A 21854-nucleotide genomic window follows, 5' to 3' on the forward strand; every position below is an offset into this window, starting at 1 on the left:
AATTGTGAGCGCTTATTAGGTTAGTATTGCATTTTCCCTGGGGTCAGTGATGACTGTCTATCTCTGGCAGCACTTAACCGTGCCAAAAATATCAAATAACTACTGCTTCGACTGAAAATGCTCATCCGTAAAGCCCGATCTCTGAAACTTTTCGCTTCTTTATTTGCAGTAGCGCTTGTATTCATTTTTTATGGACCCGCAATAAGAACAAATAAGGCAGGGTGTCTTTCTTAATTGTTTATTCTTAATTGTTTATTTTATTAGAGGGACTCTTTACGCACCGCCTTATCAAGTTGCTTTTTTACCATATGAGATATTCGAGGTGATTTTTCAAGAAGAACTACAATCGATGGGGACACTTGATAGTACAATTTAATAAGTACTCTACCTAAGAAATTGGTTTTAAGTACATTGTCTCTGTAATGTCTATAAAACAATACTTCAGGAGCATCAAAGTCACCATAAACCGACGTAGCAATGAAACAACCTGAAAAATCCTTTACAGTAGCACCACATAAAGGACACAACGACTTTCGAGGCTTGGGGTCACCAAATGCACCTCGATCATGTATCAGCTTGGGAAATACTTTTTTCTGACATGAAGGGCAAACCACCCTGTCATCTCGTCGTTCTGAGTTTTCTGATGACTTAATTATTTTTAGCTTCGCTGCATATGGCCCTTTCTTTCCGTTACGTGATTCAAACTCTACTAAATCTCCATTGTTCGGTAAATCTGCACCAACGACCTCCCTTACTCCGAGGAAATGCTCTGTTCCATTATCGGCAACAACAAAACCAAAACCCTTTTCTTTAGAAAAAAACTTTATTTTTCCCTTCACTGAAACTCCACTCTTTAACTTTAATTGTCTTTCTAACGCTTTAGTATTCATGCGTACGCAGTACGCATAATCGCTTGTTGAACTAGACTGCTACCTGTACGCCGTATCCGGTTGGTATGGTTTATGCTATGGGAATTGCTTTTGATGAGAGACTTTTGTTTTGAACCGTTTATGGTTTAAACCGTTACAAACTGACTCATTCCCTGCCTGAACAACGTTATTTGTGCGTATTATTAGACCCACTTTTATCCTATTTGGCAAGGAGTTGTGATTTCAACACTACATGACTTACTCCCCCCTTGCATACTGCATTGGCAGAGTCGTTCCCCCCATATTCATTTGCCAGGCAAGTAAATCGGGTCGCTATGCCGTTCGGTTTGTCTCACCTTCTAATAGGTTTGCTTCTGAGTAGAACTTAAGCAGATCCCGGCTCGCACGCGTCCGGGATGACGGAGCTGTTTGTCGGGTTTGTCTTCATTGAACAACTGCTGCGTGGTGTTCAGATAGACTCCGGCTCGCACGCGTCCGGGATGACGGAGTTGTTGGTCAGGCTTGTCTTCGTTGATGAACTACTGCGTGGTGTTCAAGTAGCTCCCGGCTCGCATGCATTCGGGATGACGGAGTGTTTGTTAGGTTTATCCTCATTGATGAACTACTGCGGGGGTTCAAGTAGATCCCGGCTCGCACGCGTCCGGGATGACGGAGTGGTTTGTCGGGTTTGTCTCCGTTGAAGCACTGCTGCATGGTGCTTAAGTAGATCCCGGCTCGCCTACATCCAGGATGACGGAGCTGTTGGTCAGGTTTGTTTTCATTGAGGAACTACTGCATGGTATTTAAGTAGATCCCGGCTCGCACGCGTCCGGGATGACGGAGTGGTTGCCCGTTTTGGTTGCACCCTGAGCGAGTGTTTGCATAGTCAACCAACGCAAAAAAGCGCCAGGCGATGCTGGCGCTTTGCTGCAACTTGGAGCCTTAGAAGTTCGAATGCTGCGGCATATTAGATGGTTTACTTATTAGCTCATGGCAAGCGTTGGCGCTGCATTCACAGTCTCCTGGGTTTGAGCATTACGTGCCTCACGACGCGTTGCGAGCTTAACGTAGAAAGCCGGTAATACGAATAAGGTAAATAAGGTGCCTACCATCATGCCAGCAACCAGGATGATACCGATACTGTTGCGTGCCTCAGCACCGGCGCCTGTTACCAGCATCAGTGGGAAGTGGCCAAGCACGGTTGCTGCGGTGGTCATCAGGATAGGACGTAAGCGGGTGGCTGCTGATTCAACCACAGCATCCAGCTTATTGCACCCTTCCTCTTGTAAATGATTGGCAAACTCCACAATCAAGATACCGTTTTTCGCAATCAGGCCTATCAAAGTAATTAAACCAATCTGCGAGTAAATATTCATCGTGGTCAGCTCAAAGTAAGACAGTGCCAGTGCGCCCATCATGGCCAGTGGTACGCTGCCCAGCAAGACCACCAGCGGATCTCTGAAACTATTGAACTGAATGCTCAGTAGCAGATAAACAATCACCAAAGACACCGCCATAACACCCAGCAGGCTGTTGCCTTGCTGTCTGATCTGTCTTGATTCACCGGCATAATCAATCATGTAAGAAGGAGGCAGTACTTCTTTAGCGGCTTCTTCGAGCGCCGTTAAAGCCGCTTCTTTGGTTGAGCTTGGCAGCACACCACCGAAGATACGAAACGCATTTTGTTGACCAAAGCTGCTCAGCTGACGCGGTACTGTGGTCCAGTTGATCTCGGCAATGGCAGACAAAGGAACCCGAGTGCCGTCGTGCGCTTTGATTTGCAGGCTCAGTAATTTCGACGGATCCGTTTTAATCTGGCTGTCGACCACAGGGATGACCTGGTAGGCCTTACCTCGGGCGTCAAAGCGGTTCACATAGTTGTTAGAGAGCAAAATACCCAGCTGACGACTGACATGGGCAAGATCCATCCCTAAATCCGCGATTTGTTCGCGTTTCAGGGTTACCTCAATTTGTGGTAAGTCAATTTTCAGGTCCGTGTCGGCATACAAAAAATGGCCACTGCCAAAGGCTTTGCCTATCAGCTGATCGGCATACTGTTTCATTTCTTCATAACTGGCTGAGGATTTGACCACCATTTCCACATCAAACTGGCCCGCTGTGGGTAAAGGCGAAGGCAGAATGGGCAGCGGGTTGATACCCGGTAGTTGTGCCAGGCGCCCATACACCTCAGGGATCAATGACATTGTGGTATAGTCACGCTTGGATGCGCTGATGAACTCTACCCCACCAAATGCACTGTTGGTGAAGATGTTTTGCCACATCTGCGTGGTGCCCGGCATGTCCAGTAAGGTATCAACCACACCATGCATGTTGTCTTCGTTATAAGTCAGTGATGACTCAGGCGGAGACTGTACCAGTACAAAAATCTGGCTTTGATCTTCAACCGGGGCTAACTCTTTTTTCGAGCCGGTGAAAAACGGTACGACCATCAGGCTTAACACCATGGCGCCCAGCAAGATTTGATTGCGCCAGTTTAATGAAGCACTCAGCAGCGCTTTATACTTTCTACGTAACCAGTCGAATCCGGCGTTTACTTTGCGTGTCAGCTTAGTTTCTTTACCCCCCGGCGGCGTCACATACGCACTCATGATGGGCGATAAGGTCACAGCAACAAATCCGGAAATCACCACGGCAATCGCCAGTGTAAAGGCAAACTCTTTAAATAACACGCCGGTCAGTCCGGACAGGAAGCCAATTGGCAGGTATACCATCGCCAGTGTCAGCGTCATCGACACAATGGGCACAAACAGTTGCCTTGAGCTTTGCAGTGCAGCCTGTAACTTAGGCTTACCTTCGCGGATGTAGCGTGAGACGTTTTCGACCACCACTATGGCATCGTCCACCACCAGGCCAACTGATAACACAATGGCCAGTACCGTCAGCAGGTTCATAGAGAAACCGACCACATACATGGCAGCAACCGCACCCAGAATGGAGATTGGAATGGTCACCAGCGGTACAGCGGCACTTCTGAATGAGCCCATCATGAACAGCACCACAGCGCCCACCAACACAACGGTTTCAACCAGCGTTTTGAAAATTTCATTCAGTGCATCACGCATATATAAAGTGCCGTCGTAGGCATAGTTAATGCGAATACCATCAGGCAGGGTTTCATTGATTTCATCGGTCATCGCATATAAGGCATCACCAATGGCAATTTCATTCGCACCAGGCAGCGGCCAGACCGAAATATATACCGTATCTTGCTGACTTAAACGGGCACTGATGGTGGGCTGCTCAGAGCCCAGCCTGACCGTTGCAACATCACGCAGATAAATGGTTTCGTTGTTTGCCTGTCTGATCACCATGCGCTTGAAATCATTCAAATCTTTCAGCTGGGTGTTGGCCACCAGGTCAATGCGTTGCTTGCTGGTCTCGGTAAAGCCCAGGGTGGCAATGGTGTTGTTTGCAGCCAGTGCGCTGTAAACTTCGTCGGCGCTCAGGCCAAACGCATCCAGTTTCGCTGAGTCCAGGTCTACTCGCAGTGCCGGAGTACGGCTACCCTCTATCGCCACACGCTGCACCCCTTCAATGCCATTAAGCACGGGTGTAACCTGACGTGACAAGTAGTCCGTTAACTGAATAAGCGACACGCCTTGATTTTCAATGTTCAGATAGAACAAAGCGTGTGGTCTGTCGGCACGTTGCACAGTCACCACCGGATCTTCGGATTCTGACGGCAACATGTAGCTGACCTGGCCCAGCCGTGCGGTCAGCTCAGCCAGTGCCTTGGAGCTGTCTTCATTCAGATTTAGATACGCAGTCACTGTACTGACCCCAGCCGTTGTGGTGGATTCCACATAGTCAATCCCGGGGACCGTGGCTGTTACACGCTCTATCGGCTCGGTCACAAACCCTTTTACCGTATCGGCCGATGCGCCGGTATAAGTGGTCGAGACCACCAAAGACGAACTTTCAATCTTGGGAAATTGCAGCACTGTGATCTTCAATACGGACCACAGTCCGCCGATGCAGATCATGGCGGATAACACCACGGCCAGCACCGGCATAGTGACAAATCTATCCATAAAGTGGGCTGCATTTTTCATAGCGACACTCCTTCTTTGCGAGTATCTTCCATCGCCACAGCCTGCTGTGATTGCTGAGGTTCAGAAACAAAGGTCTTCAGACCACTGCGCAGTTTAAAAGCCCCGCTGCTTGCAATCAGCCGGTCTTCCTCCAGGCCATCGGTGATCATCACCCTATCGCCCAAGCGCTCGCCCAGCTCGACCTGCTGGCGTGTTGCTCTGAGTGTGCCCTGCTCGTCCTTTTCCAGCAGGTAAACATAGTCGCCTAGCTGGTCCTTCACGATGGCCAGATAAGGGACGGCAATCACTTGCTGATGTGCGCCAACAGGCAGGCTGATCTTGACCAGCTGGTTTGCATTCAGCTGCTCCGTACGCTCGATGCGGGCACGATACTTTAGTTGTCTGGATGTGGCGCTCATACCTGGCTCTACCGATTCAACATACGCGACTTGTGGGGCTGCCTTGTCACCCACAACAGACACACGAATAGGCGTATTGATTGCCAGCGCTTTATAGGTTTGTGGTACGGAGAAATCCACCCACATGTGCGCCTGAAGACCAACCATGTTAGTCAGGACAGTATTCGCTGCCAGGTATTGACCGACTTGCAGATCGTGAATGCCAACCCGGGCGGTAAACGGTGCCTTAATGACTTTTTTCTCGATGCGAGCAGTCAGTAAGTCGACCTGTGCGCGGTACTCAGCCAGCTGAGTGATGGCTTCTTCCAGTTGCTGATCGCTGAACTTGTTGCGCTCGTGCAGGTTGCGATAGCGCAACAGCGTGCTTTCCTGCTGCGAGACGCGCGCCCTGGCCGCGGCCAGTTGTGCCAGCTCTTCTGCATGATCAATCTCTAACAGGGGCTCACCCGCTTTGACTAAGTCGCCCGATTTAAAATACAGCTGGGTGATTTTGCCCGCAACTTCATTCACCAAATTAATGGTCTGGGGCGCTTTAATCACACCACTGATATCTATGTATGACTGATACGGCACCGTCTCTACACGCATTGCTTCTACCGTGGCGGTCTGCTCTGAAAACTCGGTATTACGTGCTTCGATCATGCGCCCCTTAAGGGCAATACTGCCTACCACCAAAGTGGCAACAACGCTCGCTGTTGAAATCCAGGGATTAATATTCACGACTTTCTCCTTATTCCTTTACCTTAGGGCAGTCCAAAGACTGCACCTGAATCAAACTTCACAAAAAGACACATCAACTAAAGAATCTTTATATAAAGATATATATTCAAATAATTTTGTCAATGCCTTTGTTGTCCTTTCCAACTGCTGCACTGTTTCTGGTTTGCGTATGCCACAGCCAAATACCCGCCACACTGCCGACAAGAACCAATCTGTGAACAGCATGCTTCCGGTATAAAAAGAAGACGACACGTCTTTGCCTCAGCTGTTTGTTCGCCGTCAAAGATCCAGTTGTTGCGCTGTGCGGCATAAGCCCCATGCGAAGACAAATTTATCTTAACCGCCACATACTTCTCTTGAAGATATTTGATGCTATAACTCTTTTCTTCAAATTTATTATGCAGTATCTTTAAGCCATCAAAGAAAACAGAGAAGTCATTGTTATGCAAAAAGAGGATCTGGTAGATACGGTCATTGCTCAATGGGAAAAAGAAAGGCCCGACATCGACCCCTCGCCTATGGCCGTCATGGGCCGCCTGGTCAGAACGAGTGCGGTATTCAGTAAAGAATTACATGGTGTATTCAGCCGGTTCGGCCTTAACGGCGGTGAGTTCGACGTTCTGGCAACACTGCGTCGTTCAGGCAAGCCATATACATTAACGCCAAACCAGTTGTTACAGACATTAATGCTGACTTCCGGCTCTATGACCAACCGCATTGATAAACTTGAAGCGAAAGATCTGGTTAAGCGTAGCCCGGACCCCAATGATCGCCGGGGCGTACTGGTCTCATTGACTGAACAAGGCCTGCAACTGATTGATGAAGTGATCTGTGAGCATGTGGCTAAAGGCAGTGATTTACTGTCCCCACTGGAGGAGGCAGAACAGCAGCAGCTGGCAAACTTGCTAAAGAAACTACTGGTTAATTTGCATCACTAAGTGCGCTTAGCACCTGATATCAAAGTTAATATAAAAACGCTCCCCTGGGGAACTATCCCAAGTGCGAGCATTGAGTTTGTAAAAGGCGCTCCCGGAGCGCCTTTATTTTTGGGTAATCCCGGCAAACTGCCGATTATTTATACGAGTAGTTTAATGTCACACCATTGTAGCTGTTGTAACCATACAAACTGATGTGCCACACGCCCGCGCTTGGGTTAGTGAAGACGCACTGCTCTTCATTGCCGTCCTTCCAGGGGCGACAGGTGTAGTTATTTGCATCAGGCTGGGCATTATATCTGACGTACAAATCGGCATCTCCTGTGCCACCTGTGATGGTCAGGCTCATCTCTTTCACGCCCTGTGGAATATCCCAGGTGTAGTGCGTCCAGGCATTTTGGCTGCCCTGCAGATTTGGCAAAGAGCCATTGACAGGCGTCACACCACCCGGATTGTCATCACCCTGACATCCGTTCGCAGCAATGTGATCCGATGCAGCTTTGGCCTGAACAATACCATGTCCGTAATAGTTATCGCGCCCAGCTGCGCCTTTGTCTTTGGCAGTTGCATTGAGCGCCGCCCTGATCTGCTGGTTGTTACACTGGCTGTTGTGGCTCCATACCAATGCCGCCACACCGGCAACATGCGGTGACGCCATAGACGTACCACTTAAGCTGCGATAAGTATTGGTTGGATAAGTAGAGTTAACACTGGAGCCCGGGCCCGCCAGTTCAACCTGATCATTGTACTGAGAGAACGACGAGCGGTTCTCGCTTGAGGTAACAGATGCCACAGAGATAACCGAGTTATACGAAGCCGGATAAGACTTGGAGCTGTTACCATCGTTACCCGCTGCGGCCACCAAAATCATGCCACCGTCAACAAAGTTCTGCATCGCAGTATTTTCACTGTTAGAGTAATTGCCGCCACCCAGACTCATGTTGACGACCTGAGCACCGCCATCTTTACACTGCTGAATGGCATTCACCAGGTTAGAAGCAAAGGTCCACTGCCCGTTATCATCAAAAATTTTGACTATGTGTAAATCAACGCCCGGGTAAACGCCTACCACCCCTTGGTTATTGTCCTCTGCCGCAATGGTACCTGCTACATGAGTACCATGACCATTGCCGTCGTTGTTCCACTGACCAACTGCGCTGTTGTTTGCAACCCCGGTGACGTTGCCATAGGGTAAATCTGGGTGGCCGAGGTTATAACCCGTATCAATCACACAGACTTTTCTGGCGGAGGTATTAGACTGGGGCAGTAAGTGACCTTGCACCATAGTAATGCCGTAGGGTGTGCTCTGCGCAAAAGGCACGATTTGACTCGCGGACTTTGCCAGCGGCAACACGTAGCGTTTGGGGTCTATTTCAATTGACTCAACAGACGAGAAGCTGCGCAGTGTTTCCAGGCTATATTCGTCCAGTTCCGCCACCATAGCTTGCTGGCCATTCAGTGCAAACAGTGGCTCGGCGCCCGCTGTAAACAAATAGTTGAGCGCAATAAAATTATTAAAACTGTTTTTGCCACCAGACAACTCTTCTTTAAAGCGAATAATGTAGCGATTACTGTCGCTTTTTTTAGACTTAATCTGCAACTTAGCGTCTTCTGTATGACCTTGAAAAACAGGCGCTTGTGCCAAAGCAGGCAAGCTCATCGCAGTCAGCATTAGGGTAGATAGCGTTGTTAGTTTGAAGCGTTTGGTACTCATGTCTTCTCCTTGTTGTATTATCACTTTTTTCTAACTGACAATGCACTCAAATACCTGCCCTGAAAGGCGAGGCGAGCAAGTGGTTTAACTACTTGTACCGATACAACAAGGCCATCTACCGCGATAAACATGTCAGTTTTGTGTTGTAAAACTGTTAATAAAGGTAGCAACTGAAAAGTTCAAAAAGCAACATACAAACGCAAAAACTGTTATAACATTTCCTTTGGTCAACTGTTAAAAATGACATAAATATTGATCTTTAATGTAAAAATAATGATCAAAACGTAATTCCGCTTGACAGAAATTGATGGAAAATTACAACTCAAACAGCACATAGGTGATGAAATTCAGGGAACTAAGATTAAAGTATGAAGAATATTCAGTGTAGAAATTGATGGGCCCCACTGAGCCCACCTCATTTTGAGGGAGGTCATTTTTAATGATAATTAGTGGCTTCAGGATAGCGCCAAGCAATCTGAGCAATCCAGCAAAGCTGCTACGATGTACTTCCACAGCCCTGTAAACCAATTAATTTTGGGTGGGTGTCCATGCAACTCTCTTATGCAACTCTCCATGTAACCCACCCCGCAGGGTGTAACCTCGCAGTTAAAGCTTAACTGCAGATTTTTCCAGCTCAGCCAAAGTACTCAGTAGCATTTGTTCGTCTTCCTTATCAGCTGCCAGTTTCAATCCCTGCTTGAGTACACTTATTGCCTGCGGCATATTGTCAAGCTTGGCAAGCGCTCTGGCCCAGTAAGCGAAAAAGTACATATTTTGATTATTCAGCCGCACCGCTACATCAAAAAGAAACACAGCATATTTTGACTCTTTATCCCAATACTCATAGGCCAGTTCGGCAATCACCCGATCTGGCGCAGGTAATCTCTTTACCAGTTCTGAGACCTTACCTGCATAGGCAGATTTAATGTCAGCGATGGGTTTATCGCTCAGCCTTACTTGTTGCAATAAAGCAAGCAGCCGATCTATCTCAATTTCCCGTCGGGACTGCTCGGCCAACCAGTTTTTCTCAACCACTTCATTGGCCATTTCAATGGCTTTATCCAGCGCGTCGTCTGCACCAATTTCCACATTCGGTTTCACGCCAACCGTTTCCCAGTTTGATTGGGTAACAGGGTTAATGGCTGTACCTGTCGCAATAAACATACGCAGCTCATCATTTATCGTGAACATCCCTCCAGGGTTGGCGGCCCCACCGGTCGTTTCACCGACTAGTGTCGCCCGCTTTCTCGTCAACATGTTATAGCTAAATTCTTCTGCACCGGAATAGGTCTTGCGACTGGTCAAAACGTAAAGAGGCACATCAGGCATCTTCTTGCCACCGACTTCATCTAACACATAGTAATCCGTTGTTTCATTACCCTCGCGAAAATAAAGGCTGTTCAGCAGAAGCTTTTCGTCAAAAAAATAGCTACACAAGTACTGGACCGTTCGTGGCGACCCTCCTCCGTTTTTTCGCAGATCGATGATGACGGCATCGGTTTTTGCCATCATCTTCATCGCTGCATCAATATAGGGTTTGCTGTCGGCTAAGCGATAAAATGAGCGTAACTCTATATAGCCAATATTGTTTTCTAATACATTTGCACTGAGTACACCATAATTTAGGAACTTATGGCGTGTGGGTTTGAGTAAGTCATCGCGTATTGAAGACTCTATCCCGGTGATCTGTTCACCTACGGGATTGGCACGTACTCTTAAATGCCCGTCTTTTGCCGTTGCTCTTAACCACTCGGTCAAAGCCTTGGAAAATGATGCATGATCTTGCATAGACGCGAAATGACCGGCTTGAAAAGCCTTGTGCAGCTTACGATTAGTTTGTGCTGCAACCTCTGGAAAGACATAATGCTCACTCATCAACTGTGTTATCTTTTCAATCGCAGCTGCTTTTTCACCTTGTGTTATCGCATTTGCATATGACGGTGCACCAATCAGTCCCACCACCAATACAACCGCGGTTGTTGTTAGATGTTTTAATTTCATAGGTAAAACTCACTGTTTTGTTTGTTTTTCCTATTCTTAGCTATTTCGCAGAAAATGAATTGTAAAAAAGTAAAGGGCTCAGAAAGGGTCATAGTGGCCAATAAAACGACTGTACACAACCTGAGATGACTGATGCTTATCATAGCCGTCATTTTAAGCCGTTAAATAAGCTTTGGGTGTCAGGCCAATCATTTCGCAGAAAATGAATTGTAAAAAAGTAAAGGGCTCAGAAAGGGTCATAGTGGCCAATAAAACGACTATACACAACCTGAGATGACTGATGCTTATCATAGCCGTCATTTTGAGCCGTTAAATAAGCTTTGGGTATCAGGCCAATCACAGCCGTAAAAAAGTAAAGAACTCAGAAAGGGTCATAGTGGCCAATAAAACGACTGTACACAACCTGAGATGACTGATGCTTATCATAGCCGTCATTTTAAGCCGTTAAATAAGCTTTGGGTGTCAGGCCAATCACAGCCGTAAAAAAGTAAAGGACTCAGAAAGGGTCGTAGTGGCCAATAAAACGACTATACACAACCTGAGATGACTGATGCTTATCATAGACATTTTGGCCCGCTAAATAAGCTTTGGGTGTCAGTCCAATCACAGCCTTAAACTCTCTGTTTAAGTGTGCCTGATCAAAGTATCCGGATGCCAAAGCAGCGCCAGTCAGGTCACCCGGATTGTGCGAGGCATTGAGTAAAAAGCTGTTCATCCGCCACACTTTGCATAACTCCTTAGGTGACAAGCCAATTTTTGACACAAAATGATTACGCAAGGTCACTTTACTAACCTCAAATTGTTCGCAAATATCTGCAATCAGAATATTGCCTCGCGCATCAAGAATGGTGTTAGTTTTCGCCCTCAACAGCTCTGGAAAGGCAAAATCAGGACTGTAAAATAGTCTTTTTAGCCAGAGCATTAACGTTGCCATGATGCGCTGAAACTGGATTTCAGGTAGCTGCTCCGGGCAAGCCTTTAACCACTCGAATAATGTTTCTAACTCCAGACTATTAGCAAACACATGCTGCATACTTTCAATGGTATTTTTAACTTCTGATGCAGCTAACTGCTGGGGCTGAAAGTATGCAAAAGGTTTAAGCCTCACCCCTGCTACCCATTGTGGCTGCGCACTCGAAATTTTATATGCTGTTAACTGCTGTCCAACGAGACTGACACCGGCAGGCACGGTTTTTGGTTCATGAATCACGGACGAGTATGTCAATGGCATACTATGAAACAGGAGTTCAAATACACCTTGTGGAAAAAATGAGGCGCAGCCAGTCACTCTGTGGATCCAAAACGGCTCCACATAAGAAGATAGCCAGCCGGGTGGCAAGATTTCTTTGTAGTCTAACTGTTCCACTGTTATATCGCGTCAATGCGTTTCTATTGCCTGTTATAGTAATTGACTAACGCGCATATACGCCAGCCTGTTTTTTTGTGTAGGTGAAGGGCGACTACTCTGACTCGAGTTTAGTGGAATTAGGTTCGATGCGCTTCAGTTTAAAGTATTCCGCGTTGCTGGTTATAACAACGAATATGAAAAACGCGGTTAGAGTTGAAATAACACCTTTCAACAGACAACCTATTTTTATGCTTCTTTCTCCCCAAAAGCCAATGAAGAACCGAAACAAGCAATTTGCACCATACGAAAAAGCGGCAACTGCAACAATTAAGAGAACAACCCCCACAGGGTTTCCCATATTACCTCCTAACACAAGCCCTACTTTACGATGCGACTTAAAGTAGCTCAGTTTCGCCACTTAGAGAACATTAAAAAAAGATTAAATACAGTGAGTAAGAACCCAATACACCCCAGGGTAAAATGTGCATCGCTACCACTTAGGAAACGTTCAGCAACAGAAAAACTAGTAAAAAACGCACCAAACTGGAGCATATAAACATAGCGATAGCTTTTAACCCAGTCGAAAAACCTGACGGCAACGTGGCCTACCGTTAAAATTACTGACAAAGAAACAGCTAAAAGCACACTCACATCAACCACCTTTACTCGAACAAACTATTTGTTTTTGTTGTTCTGTACCTTTTTATTAAACTCATGGAAAAATGGCACAAATAAGTGCAGGGCTTATTTGCAAAACACTTTACCACCAATCATTTTAAAGGCGGGTGTGCCACGCACCAGCGTATCTCGGGCAAACACGGTGTCACAACCCGGACACACACCGTCAAGCTTAGTGCGATCCGTCACAATCCGTTCTTTAAAGCACTTAACCAGTGCGCCTTTTCCACCCTTTCGGTATTTGTACAGCGGAGCCTTACAGTTGGCACAAAAAATATCGACGGTTCTGGTAGGGCCTTTTTTATTGGGTTTCGCCATGAGTCACGGTAAAAATTTAATACTGAATAAAGTGAAGTATATCTGGGAACACTTTGGCTGGACATAACAGGATGGCCTGGATGTAACTGCCTTGGCTAACTGTGCCATCATCGTCAGTGTATAAAGATTCGCTCTAAGGGGTTATGTCTGCGAGGTTGATTCTATGAAGAGACCGCTGAAAGACACCTAGCAGGAATAAGCGGGCCGCACACAGCGGCCGACAAAAAAGTTAGGTTTTTTTCTGGTAAATGATACCCGGGTTACAGCGCAGCATATCAAAGTCGTTATTCAGACCTGCCATAGATTCAGACGCACCAAGGAACAAATACCCTTTAGGGTTAAGCGCCTGCGCAAACTGGCTGATGATCTTCGCTTTAACATCCGGCGAGAAGTAAATCAGTACATTACGACAGAAAATTACGTCAAACTTGCCCAGCAATGCATAAGAGTCGAGCAAATTTAAATGTCTGAAGTTAACCATGCGGCGAATGGGCTCATTCACTTTCGCCATCCCGTTACCACTGTCTGAAAAGAACTTCTTTTTACGTTCCGGCGATAAACCGCGTGCCAATGCCAGCGCATCGTACTCGGCATTTTTACACATATCCAGCATGGTATTTGAGATATCTGTACCAACTATCTGAACACCCATTTTCAACGCGCCAGGGTTTGATGTCTGAAATTCATTGGCCGACATGGCAATAGAATAAGGCTCCTGCCCGGATGAACTGGCCGCAGACCAGATCTTAACAGGGCGACGCAGATCTTTAAATTCAGAGAAGATCTTCGTTTTAAGTAGCTCAAAAGGATATTGATCACGAAACCACAGGGTTTCGTTAGTGGTCATCGCATCCACCACAGCGGCACGCAATTGCCGCTCGTGCGGGCTGAGCGTTTTACTAACCAGAGCTGACAGAGAGTCAACGCTAAAACGAGACATTAAGGGCGCCAGTCGGCTTTTTACTAAATAAAGTTTATTGTCGCCCAGTACAATCCCACACTGTTGTTCTAAAAAAGTGCGAAACTGGTCATACTCGCTTTGTTCTAAGTGTTTATTTTCCAAAGTATTACCGCCACTAATTAATCGCAATGAACCCATTTCTTCACGGCTGTTGCCAATTCATCGGGGTTAAATTTAGCAATAAAGTCATCAGCACCGACCTTTTCGATCATTGCGTGGTTAAATACGCCACTCAATGAAGTATGTAAAATAACATGCAAAGGCGCCAGTTTAGGATCCGCTTTTATCTCTGCGGTCAGGGTGTAGCCATCCATTTCAGGCATTTCAACGTCTGAGATCAATAAGCCCACGCGTTCAGTGACATCGTTCTGGCAATCCATCTCCGCAATTTCCTTCAAGCGGATCAGGGCTTCTTTACCATTTTTGGCCAGCTCAGTCTGCACACCTAATGGCTCCAGTGCGCGCTTGACCTGATTACGTGCTACCGCAGAATCGTCGGCAATAAAGACAATACGCTCACCCAGGTCTCGTTGCATTTCACCGTCGGCGACAATTTCTTGACTCACTTCAGTGTTAATTGGGCAGATCTCGTTAAGGATCTTTTCTACATCGAGGATCTCAACCAGCTCATTTTCAATTTCGGTGACCGCAGTCAGATAGGAATAACGCCCTGCGCCTGAAGGCGGTGGCATTATTTTTTCCCAGTTCATATTTACAATGCGCTCAACCGCACCCACCAAAAACCCCTGCACAGAGCGGTTATACTCAGCAATAATGATGAAGCAGTCTTTGATATTTTCGATAGGTGGCCCGCCGACAGCCAACGACATGTCGATCACGGAAATGGTTTGCCCCCGAATGTGTGCAACGCCTCTGATAAACGCATTGGACTTGGGCATTGCCGTCAGGGGTGGGCACTGTAGTACCTCTCTCACTTTGAATACATTGATCCCAAAGCGTTGGCGCCCTCTGAGGCGAAATAGTAAAAGTTCAAGTCGGTTTTGACCCACCAACTGCGTTCGTTGGTTTACTGAGTCCAAAATACCTGCCATGTCATTCTCCTGCTATAAAACTGCTTATCGGAACAATGTTTGCTTGTACTCTACCATTCAAAGTCGCCCTTGAAGCGGTGAGGCAAATCACGCAAAATCTTTATACCTTGTTTCACCCCATAAGCATAGTCGAAACATCATGAGTTTGTTAAAAATTACATTATCCGCTTATTTCTTTCCCATAGTGGCATATTTTTTAGCCACGTCATTTGCTTATGGTCAAACCTATGAGTCAAAAGACATTGAGAAATTAGCAATAGATTTTATTGCAACGCAGACCCCTGCGCCCACTCAGGCAGAAGAAGAGCAGCACGTTACGGCGTTACCACTGGATACCCGCATTCCTGAACGTCAATGCCTGCAACCACTGCAAGTTAGCAGCAAATCCAGCCCGCCTTTTAATCGTCAGGTGACGGTTATGGTGCGCTGTGACGACCTGGAGTCGTGGGTCCAGTTTGTTCATGTAAAAATCGAAACACTGCTCCCTGTGATTGTCAGCACCCGTATGCTTGATAAAGGCGTACTGTTAACTGCAGAGGATTTAACAATCGAGATGCGACCCAAGCACTTTGTTCGTGCGGCCAATATTGACGATATGGCACTGCTTGTGGGCAGCAAAACCAAACGCCGCATCCAACAGGGTAAACCGCTTAGCATGTTTCAGATTTGCATGATTTGCAAAGGCGATAACGTGACAATTCTGGCCAGTGATGGCACACTTATGATTAAAACCAATGGTATTGCCTTGCAGGATGGGAACTTAGGAGAGCAGATCCGGGTCAAAAATGCGAGGTCAGGAAAAACGGTGCTTGCACGGGTGAAAGATGTTGATTCAGTAGCAGTCAAAATCTGATTTTTTTGCTAAAGTAAGCGAAAGGCTTGCCGATATAAAGGCTGAAGCAATTTAACTAACGGGTCATCATCATGGTAAACAACATTAACGGTCAAAATCAGCCGAACAATGTTGCAACGAATGCAAAGCAACAACGTGCTGAATTACAAAGAAATGAAGCAAGCAACACGACAGCCAAGCCACAAGCGCAAGCTAAAACCGCTGCCGACTCAGTGAGTCTGACGCCGCAAGCTCAGCAACTGAAAGGGTTGCAGGAAAAAGCGCAACAGGCACCGTCTTTCGACAGTAAAAAAGTCGATGAACTGAAAAAAGCCATTGCCGAGGGCAAGTATCAGGTAGACAGCGAAAAGCTGGCTAAGAACATTGCCGCCTTTGAGTTCGATTTATTTGGATAGAGTATAAGTGGACGACCAAACGGCACTGTGTGCCCATCAGCTAACAGCGCAAATTAATCTTCTGGAAGCTCTGACCCAGCTTCTGGATGATGAACTGGACGCGCTTGCTTCTCGCAACGGCGACAACCTCAAAGAAATCGCCCGCACTAAGCTTACGACCCTTAATCAGTTGCAAAAGCTGGATAAAGATCTGTCTAAATACCCGCAGGCCACGTTCAGCCACGAAGAAATCACCCCGTTAACCGAGCAGGTTAAAGACTTACTGTATCGCTGCAAAAGACAAAATGACGTTAACGCCCAGGCTGCGCACCAGGCACAGCTAACCGTTCGTGAGCTGAAAGACATTTTGATCGGCGCGCCCACCTCGATGACCTATGGGCAAGATGGCAGTGTGGTCTCTAATATGGGTGAGTTGGTTAAAAATCTTAAAGCCTGAGTGCTCAGGCTAAATCTACTCGGCTTTGGTGGGAAACAGGTTTTTGGTGATCACCAGAATCACGCCGAACACCTCGGCCAGCGTTCCCGCCATGTACAAATTCAGTGTCCATTCTTCAAAATGCAACTTATCCATACCCACCAGTACGAGCACTAAGTTCATAATCAAAAGTTGTACGGCAAGAATAACGATAAACCACAAAGCATAACGCTGTTTCAGGCCACGGTCAGACTCGGCATCTTTGACCTTCTGCGCCTGCATAGGGTCAACATTGGTGAATTTGTTCTCTTTGACGTTGTGTTTAATTTGCGCAACAAACGATGACTGCTCGGCCTTACTATCTTCCCTGTTTTGCGTCATTACAACAGCTCCAGCGCATTGAGCTTATATTTGAGGGCTTCAACGGACACACCAAAATGCAGCGCCATTTCAAAGTGGGCCATTTTCTTACGATGCAGCTTTTTCACTTCTTCATTGGGCATTAATAAGTTGGCAGCAAACTGGTTGGCGAACACTTCTTCCTCGTCTTCGCCGGTAGACGCGCTGGGGCCTCTGAGGTCAATATATTCGTATTCTTTGTCTGTATTGTCAGACTCAATACGGGAAATATAATGGCCAAGCTCATGGGCACAGCTAAAACGCTTGCGATTTAGGTGGTCGTCCTGATGTAACACGATAACCGGATCGGCACCCGCCTCTTTGATCAACGCACCCGACACCTTATCTGGTAGCGCCATTTCTACAACGTCCAGACCAAGCGACTTACAAATGGTCACAGGGTCAACCGGAAACTGACAGTCACACCACAAACGTTTAAGCACCTTTTGCGCTTCATTTCTCGGATCAAGCACCGACAAATCTCCCATTAACCTTACTATGCACCTCAGCATCGCTGAGGTGATGTGTATATTTAAACAGTATAAATTGAAGGCACAATGAAAGCAAAGGACATAATTTACCGCCCTAACCCGTCAGGCTCGCTCAGTAATACGTGACGCGCTCGACTTTGCGTGGTTTAACTTCACCGATATACAAATCGTGAACCCGCTTCATATCCAGCTCCAGCTCTGTGGTATAAATATCGCCAACCGCATAGCTTTTCATTACCTTAGCACCGCGGATCAAGCCCTGTACCTGGCTGCGTAACCCGTCGTTTTGTGCAATTGCGCCCTGTACCGTGGTACTGGCACTTAATCTGTGACCATATACCTGCTCAGCCAGCTCACGATAGGCTTCAAGCTTAGATACCTTAATGGCCATCAGCATTTTTTCTGTGTCGCTGCTGCCGGGCTGTGAACTCAGTGGCGCATAGCCAACCGCCTTAAGCACAGGGTAAGAATCGGGTTTTACATAACTGTATTCAACATGCTTATCTATAATAGAGCTACATCCCGCCAGGCTTAGTCCTGTTGCAACAACACAGAATTTAACCAGGCTGACTATCCGTTGATGCCAAAGCGCTCTAAACTGATTCATAGGGTAACTCCTCTGTGTGGCCCGTTGGCCATATCATCAAGTAAGGTTTCTGTATGCACAAACCTTGCCAACACCATTGGCACGAGACTTGCTGATTCAGTATAGAGATTTGCTTAGAGTTCGGTAATAAAGTCATGAAATTGTCGCGTATTATGAGTGTGTTACTGGCTACCGCCAGTTTTGGGGCCAGTGCAGAGTGGTTTGAAGTAACGGGCTATGCCAATGCGCACACCGAAGATCTGGCCGAAGCACGCCAGGAGGCGGTGCAGGATGCCATCACTCAGGCGCTGATCTTCTCCGGTGCGACCGTATCCAGCGTTCAGACCCTGGCGGATGGCGTGCTCACGCAAGATCAGATCAAGATAAAAAGTCATGGCGAGATCCAACAGATCAACCTGGTTTCTGAACAAAAGCAAGATGGGGTCGTCAGTGTTACTTTGCACCTTGACATCTTCCCCAAACTGGAGCAGTGCGCACAAGCGGCGGTGGCAAAACAGGTGACCATCACACAAAGTCAGCTTATTCAGCCGCATCAGGCACGCCTGGGTCAAATTTTTGACATTGCTAAAGCCACCAGTGAACGCCTTTACCATACACTGGCACAACGCAATCTCACCGTTAAGCCGATCCCCTATCTGGATCATGCGATCAATGCCCGTCCGTTTTTTACCCAACGCTTTGAATACGATGGACAGCTGATCGATTCGCTGACCACCCTAAGTAATAGCCAGTACGTGCTAATGAGCCAGATCACGGACGTTGCTGCGGGAGATAAAACCAACGATGACTACGCATTCTGGCAGGATGAAGAATACGTGCGCAGCTTTAAAATCGACTTTGTTGCATTTGATGCCCTGACCCGAGACAAGGTCTGGCAAAAACACTATGCCGTCAGTGGCGTCTGGCCTTTCGAAAAGACCAAAATTGTTGATGTCTACAGTGATACCTTTTGGCGTACCAACTACGCCAAACAGATCCAGAGCGTTTTTAACAGCGTAGCGCAGGATCTGGACTCGGCACTGTCATGCCTGCCCAGCAAAGGCAAGATCCTGCACCGGGAACAGGGCAAGCTGGTGATCAACCTGGGCCGCAATCATGGTATTGAAATTGGCCAGGTGCTAACAATCTCTCACCGCCGCGACATGCAGGGCTCGACCAACCAGTTTTTTCCGCAAAGTATTAAGACCCTCAATCAGGTGCGTATTACTCAAGTAAATGCACAAAATGCGATTGCCGAGAACATATCAAAGCGCCCGCTGAATAACATTCAGATCAACGATCTGGTGGAAGTCATGGTACAAACCCAGGAAGACTTTGCGCTTTAGCCGCACAACATCAAAAGTACGCTCGATAAAATTAGTCACCCTCTCATGATGAGGATCACTTATCCGAGTTCAGGTCGTTCAGAATGAGGTTTGCTTGCTGTATCGGGGTTGATTTAAAAGAAAAGTAGCTGGCGGCCCCTGCAGGAATCGAACCTGCAACTACCCCTTAGGAGGGGGCTGTTATATCCATTTAACTAAGAGGCCGTGTCGCTGCGAAAAATACTAAGCGTTTTCGCTTAATTGGTCAACCATTTGATTCTTAATACAATAAATGATGTTTTTACGGTGGGTGAGCTGCGGCAAAGGAAAAATCAGCGCTTTGCCGCTAAATGGCTATCTGGCCGCGGTTGCGCCGGAATCTAACACAAAGTAGGGAATAGTCACCATACAGCTGGCAACCACCAGCCGGCTTTCAAAATCGAGCAGCCGCGCATTGACTTCTACGCCCCGGTCGCGATAAATCATAGTACCCGACAGCACGTGGCTGGGCTCGGGTTTACCCGGTAAGGCTCTGCTATCGCGGGAAAACAAAAAATCGCCACTGCGGGTGACCTGGATCTGTTGCTGTGACTTGAAATCCAGCGCAGCATAACCCAGCTTTTGGAAAGCATGGATCAGGTTCTCGGCCAGCTGATTACCCAGCTGATTGCTGCTTCTGAGCGTATCATCAAAGCTCACAAAGCTTGTGACCGCCACGGAATGAGGGTGCACGCCTAATAAAGAGTCGGACAGCTCAAGCGCTATCTGAGATGCATAGTTGGCCACCTGTTTACGGTGTCGTTCGCTGATAAAGCCTGGGTCAATCGGCTGCTCGGCCTCTGGCGCTTGTTCCTCCAGAGCTTCATAAAGCACTTCTATCTCTCTAAACTTGGCCACTTTGGGCGTCATGGGGGTGGTTTCCACTGCCTGTGGCGCCGGCTGTGTCCCCATCATCTGACAGCCACTCAACATGACTATCGACAGCGTTAAGCCACTCAGAATGCGTGTTTTCATGATCACTCACCCGCTCGTTGTAACCGGATCCCTTCGTGGATAGCACCGTCTCTTAGCGCATTCACCACTGACTGAGGTAAAAACCCTTGGGCAGTACCTACTACCACTTTGCTTTGCATACCCACGATCCGGGCATTCACTAAGATCCCCCCCTGATGATGGGTCAAGGTGCCTGCCAGTACGTATTTAAATGGCAGCTCATCAGAGAGCTCTAAAAAGTCACGACTGAAGATAAAATCCCCGTGCTTGGTGACACGCATAAAGTCCGTGGTTTTAAAGTCGATCACCGGAACGCCAAAGTTATGCAACTCATGAATAAAGCTTTCGGCAATCTGGTTGCCAAGCAAGGTCGCATGATTAAAGTCTTCGTCTAAAAAGACAAAACTCGATACCGCCACCGGCGTCTGGTCATTAATGTATTTCACATTACTCACCATGTCCTGCATCAGCTTCTGTACATAGTGCGTCACATTTTTGGCCGCCATGCGTTGTGATACAGACATTTGTTGCACGCCCCTGGGATGAGCCTGAAATTGTTCAGCCGCACTGAATTTGCCCGGTGACGTGGCGGTTTCCTGGTGTTTTGTCATACCCAGTTGTGCGCACCCAAATAAAGTCAGGGTGGGTAACACAAGTGCTATCACAGATTTTTTCATCTTTGTCTCCACTAATACTGGCCGCGATGTAGTTTGCCATCTCGCATCTGGGCTTTTTCATTGCCCCACAGCACCGCCTTGGGCACGGATATGGTCGCCGCGGATGCCGTGCGACTATCAAGCATAGTGATCAATCGCGCATTGATCGTGTAATGCTCGTGGCTTTCACTGATGGTGCCTGTCAGGGCAAGGTCAAATTTATGACGTTCGCGCAGCAGGGCAATATCACGGTTTAATAAGTTATCGGCACTGTCCGACAAAGTTAAAGTGCGTTGTAGCCGAAACTCCACCACTTCCAGGCCCATCTGCGTCACATAGCTGATCAGACTTTCCTGAACCTGGGTGCTTAGGCCACTGCCCTGATTGCTGGCAACGGCATTACCCAGCTGATCAGCCAGATAAAAGCTCGTCACCGCGACAGTCGCGCCCGGTTTAAGCGGACGGCTGTGTTCGCCCAAGGCGGCAGCAAGTTGCCCCATGTATTGATGCAATGTCGGCAAGGGGGGCGCTTGCTCCACCTCTTTTTGTTGCTGCGCTTTTAGCATGCCAGCGCAGCCACTGAGCAGCACCGACAGGGCCAGTGCGACTATCACAGCAGGAAGTTGCATAATGATCACCTCTTTCTATTTGACCAATCAAATGCAAAAAGCGAT

At 47.4% G+C, this 21854-nt stretch carries 21 protein-coding genes and 1 tRNA gene; 5 read left to right on the forward strand and 17 right to left on the reverse strand.

What is annotated here, in order from left to right; translation table 11 throughout:
* Window positions 1–260: 260 nt before the first annotated feature.
* The 3 genes from L1285_RS02565 to L1285_RS02575 all read right to left on the reverse strand — a co-directional run bounded on the left by L1285_RS02565 (window position 261) and on the right by L1285_RS02575 (window position 6060).
* A complete protein-coding gene (locus tag L1285_RS02565; protein ID WP_235410889.1) occupies window positions 261–890 on the reverse strand; it encodes a cold-shock protein in 630 nt (209 codons plus the stop codon).
* A 962-nt stretch (window positions 891–1852) separates the two neighbouring features.
* On the reverse strand, window positions 1853–4942 hold the full coding sequence (locus tag L1285_RS02570) for an efflux RND transporter permease subunit (RefSeq protein WP_235410890.1): 3090 nt from the start codon (window positions 4940–4942) through the stop codon (window positions 1853–1855).
* Window positions 4939–6060, reverse strand: a complete 1122-nt coding sequence (locus L1285_RS02575) for an efflux RND transporter periplasmic adaptor subunit (protein WP_235410891.1) — start codon at window positions 6058–6060, stop codon at window positions 4939–4941. The genes L1285_RS02570 and L1285_RS02575 overlap by 4 nt, the downstream gene beginning before the upstream one ends.
* A 443-nt stretch (window positions 6061–6503) precedes the next feature.
* Between L1285_RS02575 and L1285_RS02580 the strand changes: the two genes are divergently transcribed.
* Complete coding sequence (locus L1285_RS02580) at window positions 6504–6998, forward strand: MarR family winged helix-turn-helix transcriptional regulator (RefSeq protein WP_235410892.1); 495 nt, start codon at window positions 6504–6506, stop codon at window positions 6996–6998.
* Window positions 6999–7131: 133 nt separating this feature from the next.
* On the opposite strand, the gene L1285_RS02585 is transcribed toward L1285_RS02580, so the two are convergent.
* The 7 genes from L1285_RS02585 to L1285_RS02615 form a co-directional block, all read right to left on the reverse strand.
* Window positions 7132–8709, reverse strand: a complete 1578-nt coding sequence (locus L1285_RS02585) for a S8 family serine peptidase (protein WP_235410893.1) — start codon at window positions 8707–8709, stop codon at window positions 7132–7134.
* 606 nt (window positions 8710–9315) lie between these two features.
* The gene (locus L1285_RS02590) at window positions 9316–10710 is read right to left on the reverse strand and encodes a S41 family peptidase (RefSeq protein WP_235410894.1); all 1395 of its coding nucleotides are present in this window, start codon (window positions 10708–10710) and stop codon (window positions 9316–9318) included.
* Window positions 10711–11206: 496 nt separating this feature from the next.
* A complete protein-coding gene (locus L1285_RS23820) occupies window positions 11207–12076 on the reverse strand; it encodes an AraC family transcriptional regulator (protein ID WP_235410895.1) in 870 nt (289 codons plus the stop codon).
* Between the two features lie 387 nt (window positions 12077–12463).
* The gene (locus tag L1285_RS02600; protein WP_235410896.1) at window positions 12464–12709 is read right to left on the reverse strand and encodes a hypothetical protein; all 246 of its coding nucleotides are present in this window, start codon (window positions 12707–12709) and stop codon (window positions 12464–12466) included.
* Between the two features lie 93 nt (window positions 12710–12802).
* A complete protein-coding gene (locus tag L1285_RS02605) occupies window positions 12803–13054 on the reverse strand; it encodes a hypothetical protein (protein WP_235410897.1) in 252 nt (83 codons plus the stop codon).
* A 229-nt stretch (window positions 13055–13283) separates the two neighbouring features.
* Window positions 13284–14117, reverse strand: coding sequence for a CheR family methyltransferase (locus L1285_RS02610; protein ID WP_235410898.1), 834 nt, complete (start codon window positions 14115–14117; stop codon window positions 13284–13286).
* A gap of 17 nt (window positions 14118–14134) precedes the next feature.
* Complete coding sequence (locus L1285_RS02615) at window positions 14135–15067, reverse strand: chemotaxis protein CheV (RefSeq protein ID WP_010386777.1); 933 nt, start codon at window positions 15065–15067, stop codon at window positions 14135–14137.
* A gap of 139 nt (window positions 15068–15206) precedes the next feature.
* Here L1285_RS02615 and flgA point away from each other — a divergent pair, with 139 nt between their 5' ends.
* The 3 genes from flgA to flgN all read left to right on the forward strand — a co-directional run bounded on the left by flgA (window position 15207) and on the right by flgN (window position 16751).
* On the forward strand, window positions 15207–15920 hold the full coding sequence (flgA, locus tag L1285_RS02620; protein WP_046003499.1) for a flagellar basal body P-ring formation chaperone FlgA: 714 nt from the start codon (window positions 15207–15209) through the stop codon (window positions 15918–15920).
* Window positions 15921–15991: 71 nt separating this feature from the next.
* The gene (flgM, locus tag L1285_RS02625) at window positions 15992–16315 is read left to right on the forward strand and encodes a flagellar biosynthesis anti-sigma factor FlgM (protein WP_235410899.1); all 324 of its coding nucleotides are present in this window, start codon (window positions 15992–15994) and stop codon (window positions 16313–16315) included.
* Window positions 16316–16322: 7 nt separating this feature from the next.
* The gene (gene flgN, locus L1285_RS02630) at window positions 16323–16751 is read left to right on the forward strand and encodes a flagellar export chaperone FlgN (RefSeq protein WP_235410900.1); all 429 of its coding nucleotides are present in this window, start codon (window positions 16323–16325) and stop codon (window positions 16749–16751) included.
* 15 nt (window positions 16752–16766) lie between these two features.
* Here flgN and L1285_RS02635 read toward each other — a convergent pair whose 3' ends face one another.
* The 3 genes from L1285_RS02635 to L1285_RS02645 form a co-directional block, all read right to left on the reverse strand.
* Window positions 16767–17111, reverse strand: coding sequence for a hypothetical protein (locus L1285_RS02635; RefSeq protein WP_052713011.1), 345 nt, complete (start codon window positions 17109–17111; stop codon window positions 16767–16769).
* A complete protein-coding gene (locus L1285_RS02640; protein WP_235410901.1) occupies window positions 17111–17602 on the reverse strand; it encodes an ImmA/IrrE family metallo-endopeptidase in 492 nt (163 codons plus the stop codon). The genes L1285_RS02635 and L1285_RS02640 overlap by 1 nt, the downstream gene beginning before the upstream one ends.
* A gap of 130 nt (window positions 17603–17732) precedes the next feature.
* On the reverse strand, window positions 17733–18227 hold the full coding sequence (locus L1285_RS02645) for an LPP20 family lipoprotein (RefSeq protein WP_235410902.1): 495 nt from the start codon (window positions 18225–18227) through the stop codon (window positions 17733–17735).
* Between the two features lie 134 nt (window positions 18228–18361).
* On the opposite strand from L1285_RS02645, the gene L1285_RS02650 reads away from it, so the two are divergent.
* Window positions 18362–19552 (forward strand): flagellar assembly protein T N-terminal domain-containing protein, encoded by a 1191-nt coding sequence (locus L1285_RS02650; protein ID WP_235410903.1) that lies wholly within the window; start codon window positions 18362–18364, stop codon window positions 19550–19552.
* Window positions 19553–19681: 129 nt separating this feature from the next.
* Here the strand turns inward: L1285_RS02650 and L1285_RS02655 are convergent.
* The 4 genes from L1285_RS02655 to L1285_RS02670 form a co-directional block, all read right to left on the reverse strand.
* A tRNA-Arg gene (locus L1285_RS02655) sits at window positions 19682–19756 on the reverse strand.
* Window positions 19757–19885: 129 nt separating this feature from the next.
* Window positions 19886–20545: a FlgO family outer membrane protein gene (locus tag L1285_RS02660; RefSeq protein WP_046003493.1), complete on the reverse strand. Its 660-nt coding sequence runs from the start codon at window positions 20543–20545 to the stop codon at window positions 19886–19888.
* A 2-nt stretch (window positions 20546–20547) separates the two neighbouring features.
* Window positions 20548–21201 carry a FlgO family outer membrane protein gene (locus L1285_RS02665; protein WP_235410904.1) on the reverse strand — a complete coding sequence of 218 codons (654 nt, stop codon included), beginning with the start codon at window positions 21199–21201 and terminating at the stop codon, window positions 20548–20550.
* Window positions 21202–21212: 11 nt separating this feature from the next.
* Complete coding sequence (locus L1285_RS02670) at window positions 21213–21809, reverse strand: FlgO family outer membrane protein (RefSeq protein ID WP_235410905.1); 597 nt, start codon at window positions 21807–21809, stop codon at window positions 21213–21215.
* Between the last annotated feature and the right edge of the window lie 45 nt (window positions 21810–21854).

This window comes from Pseudoalteromonas sp. DL2-H2.2 (assembly GCF_021532535.1).
GTDB lineage: Bacteria > Pseudomonadota > Gammaproteobacteria > Enterobacterales > Alteromonadaceae > Pseudoalteromonas > Pseudoalteromonas rubra_A.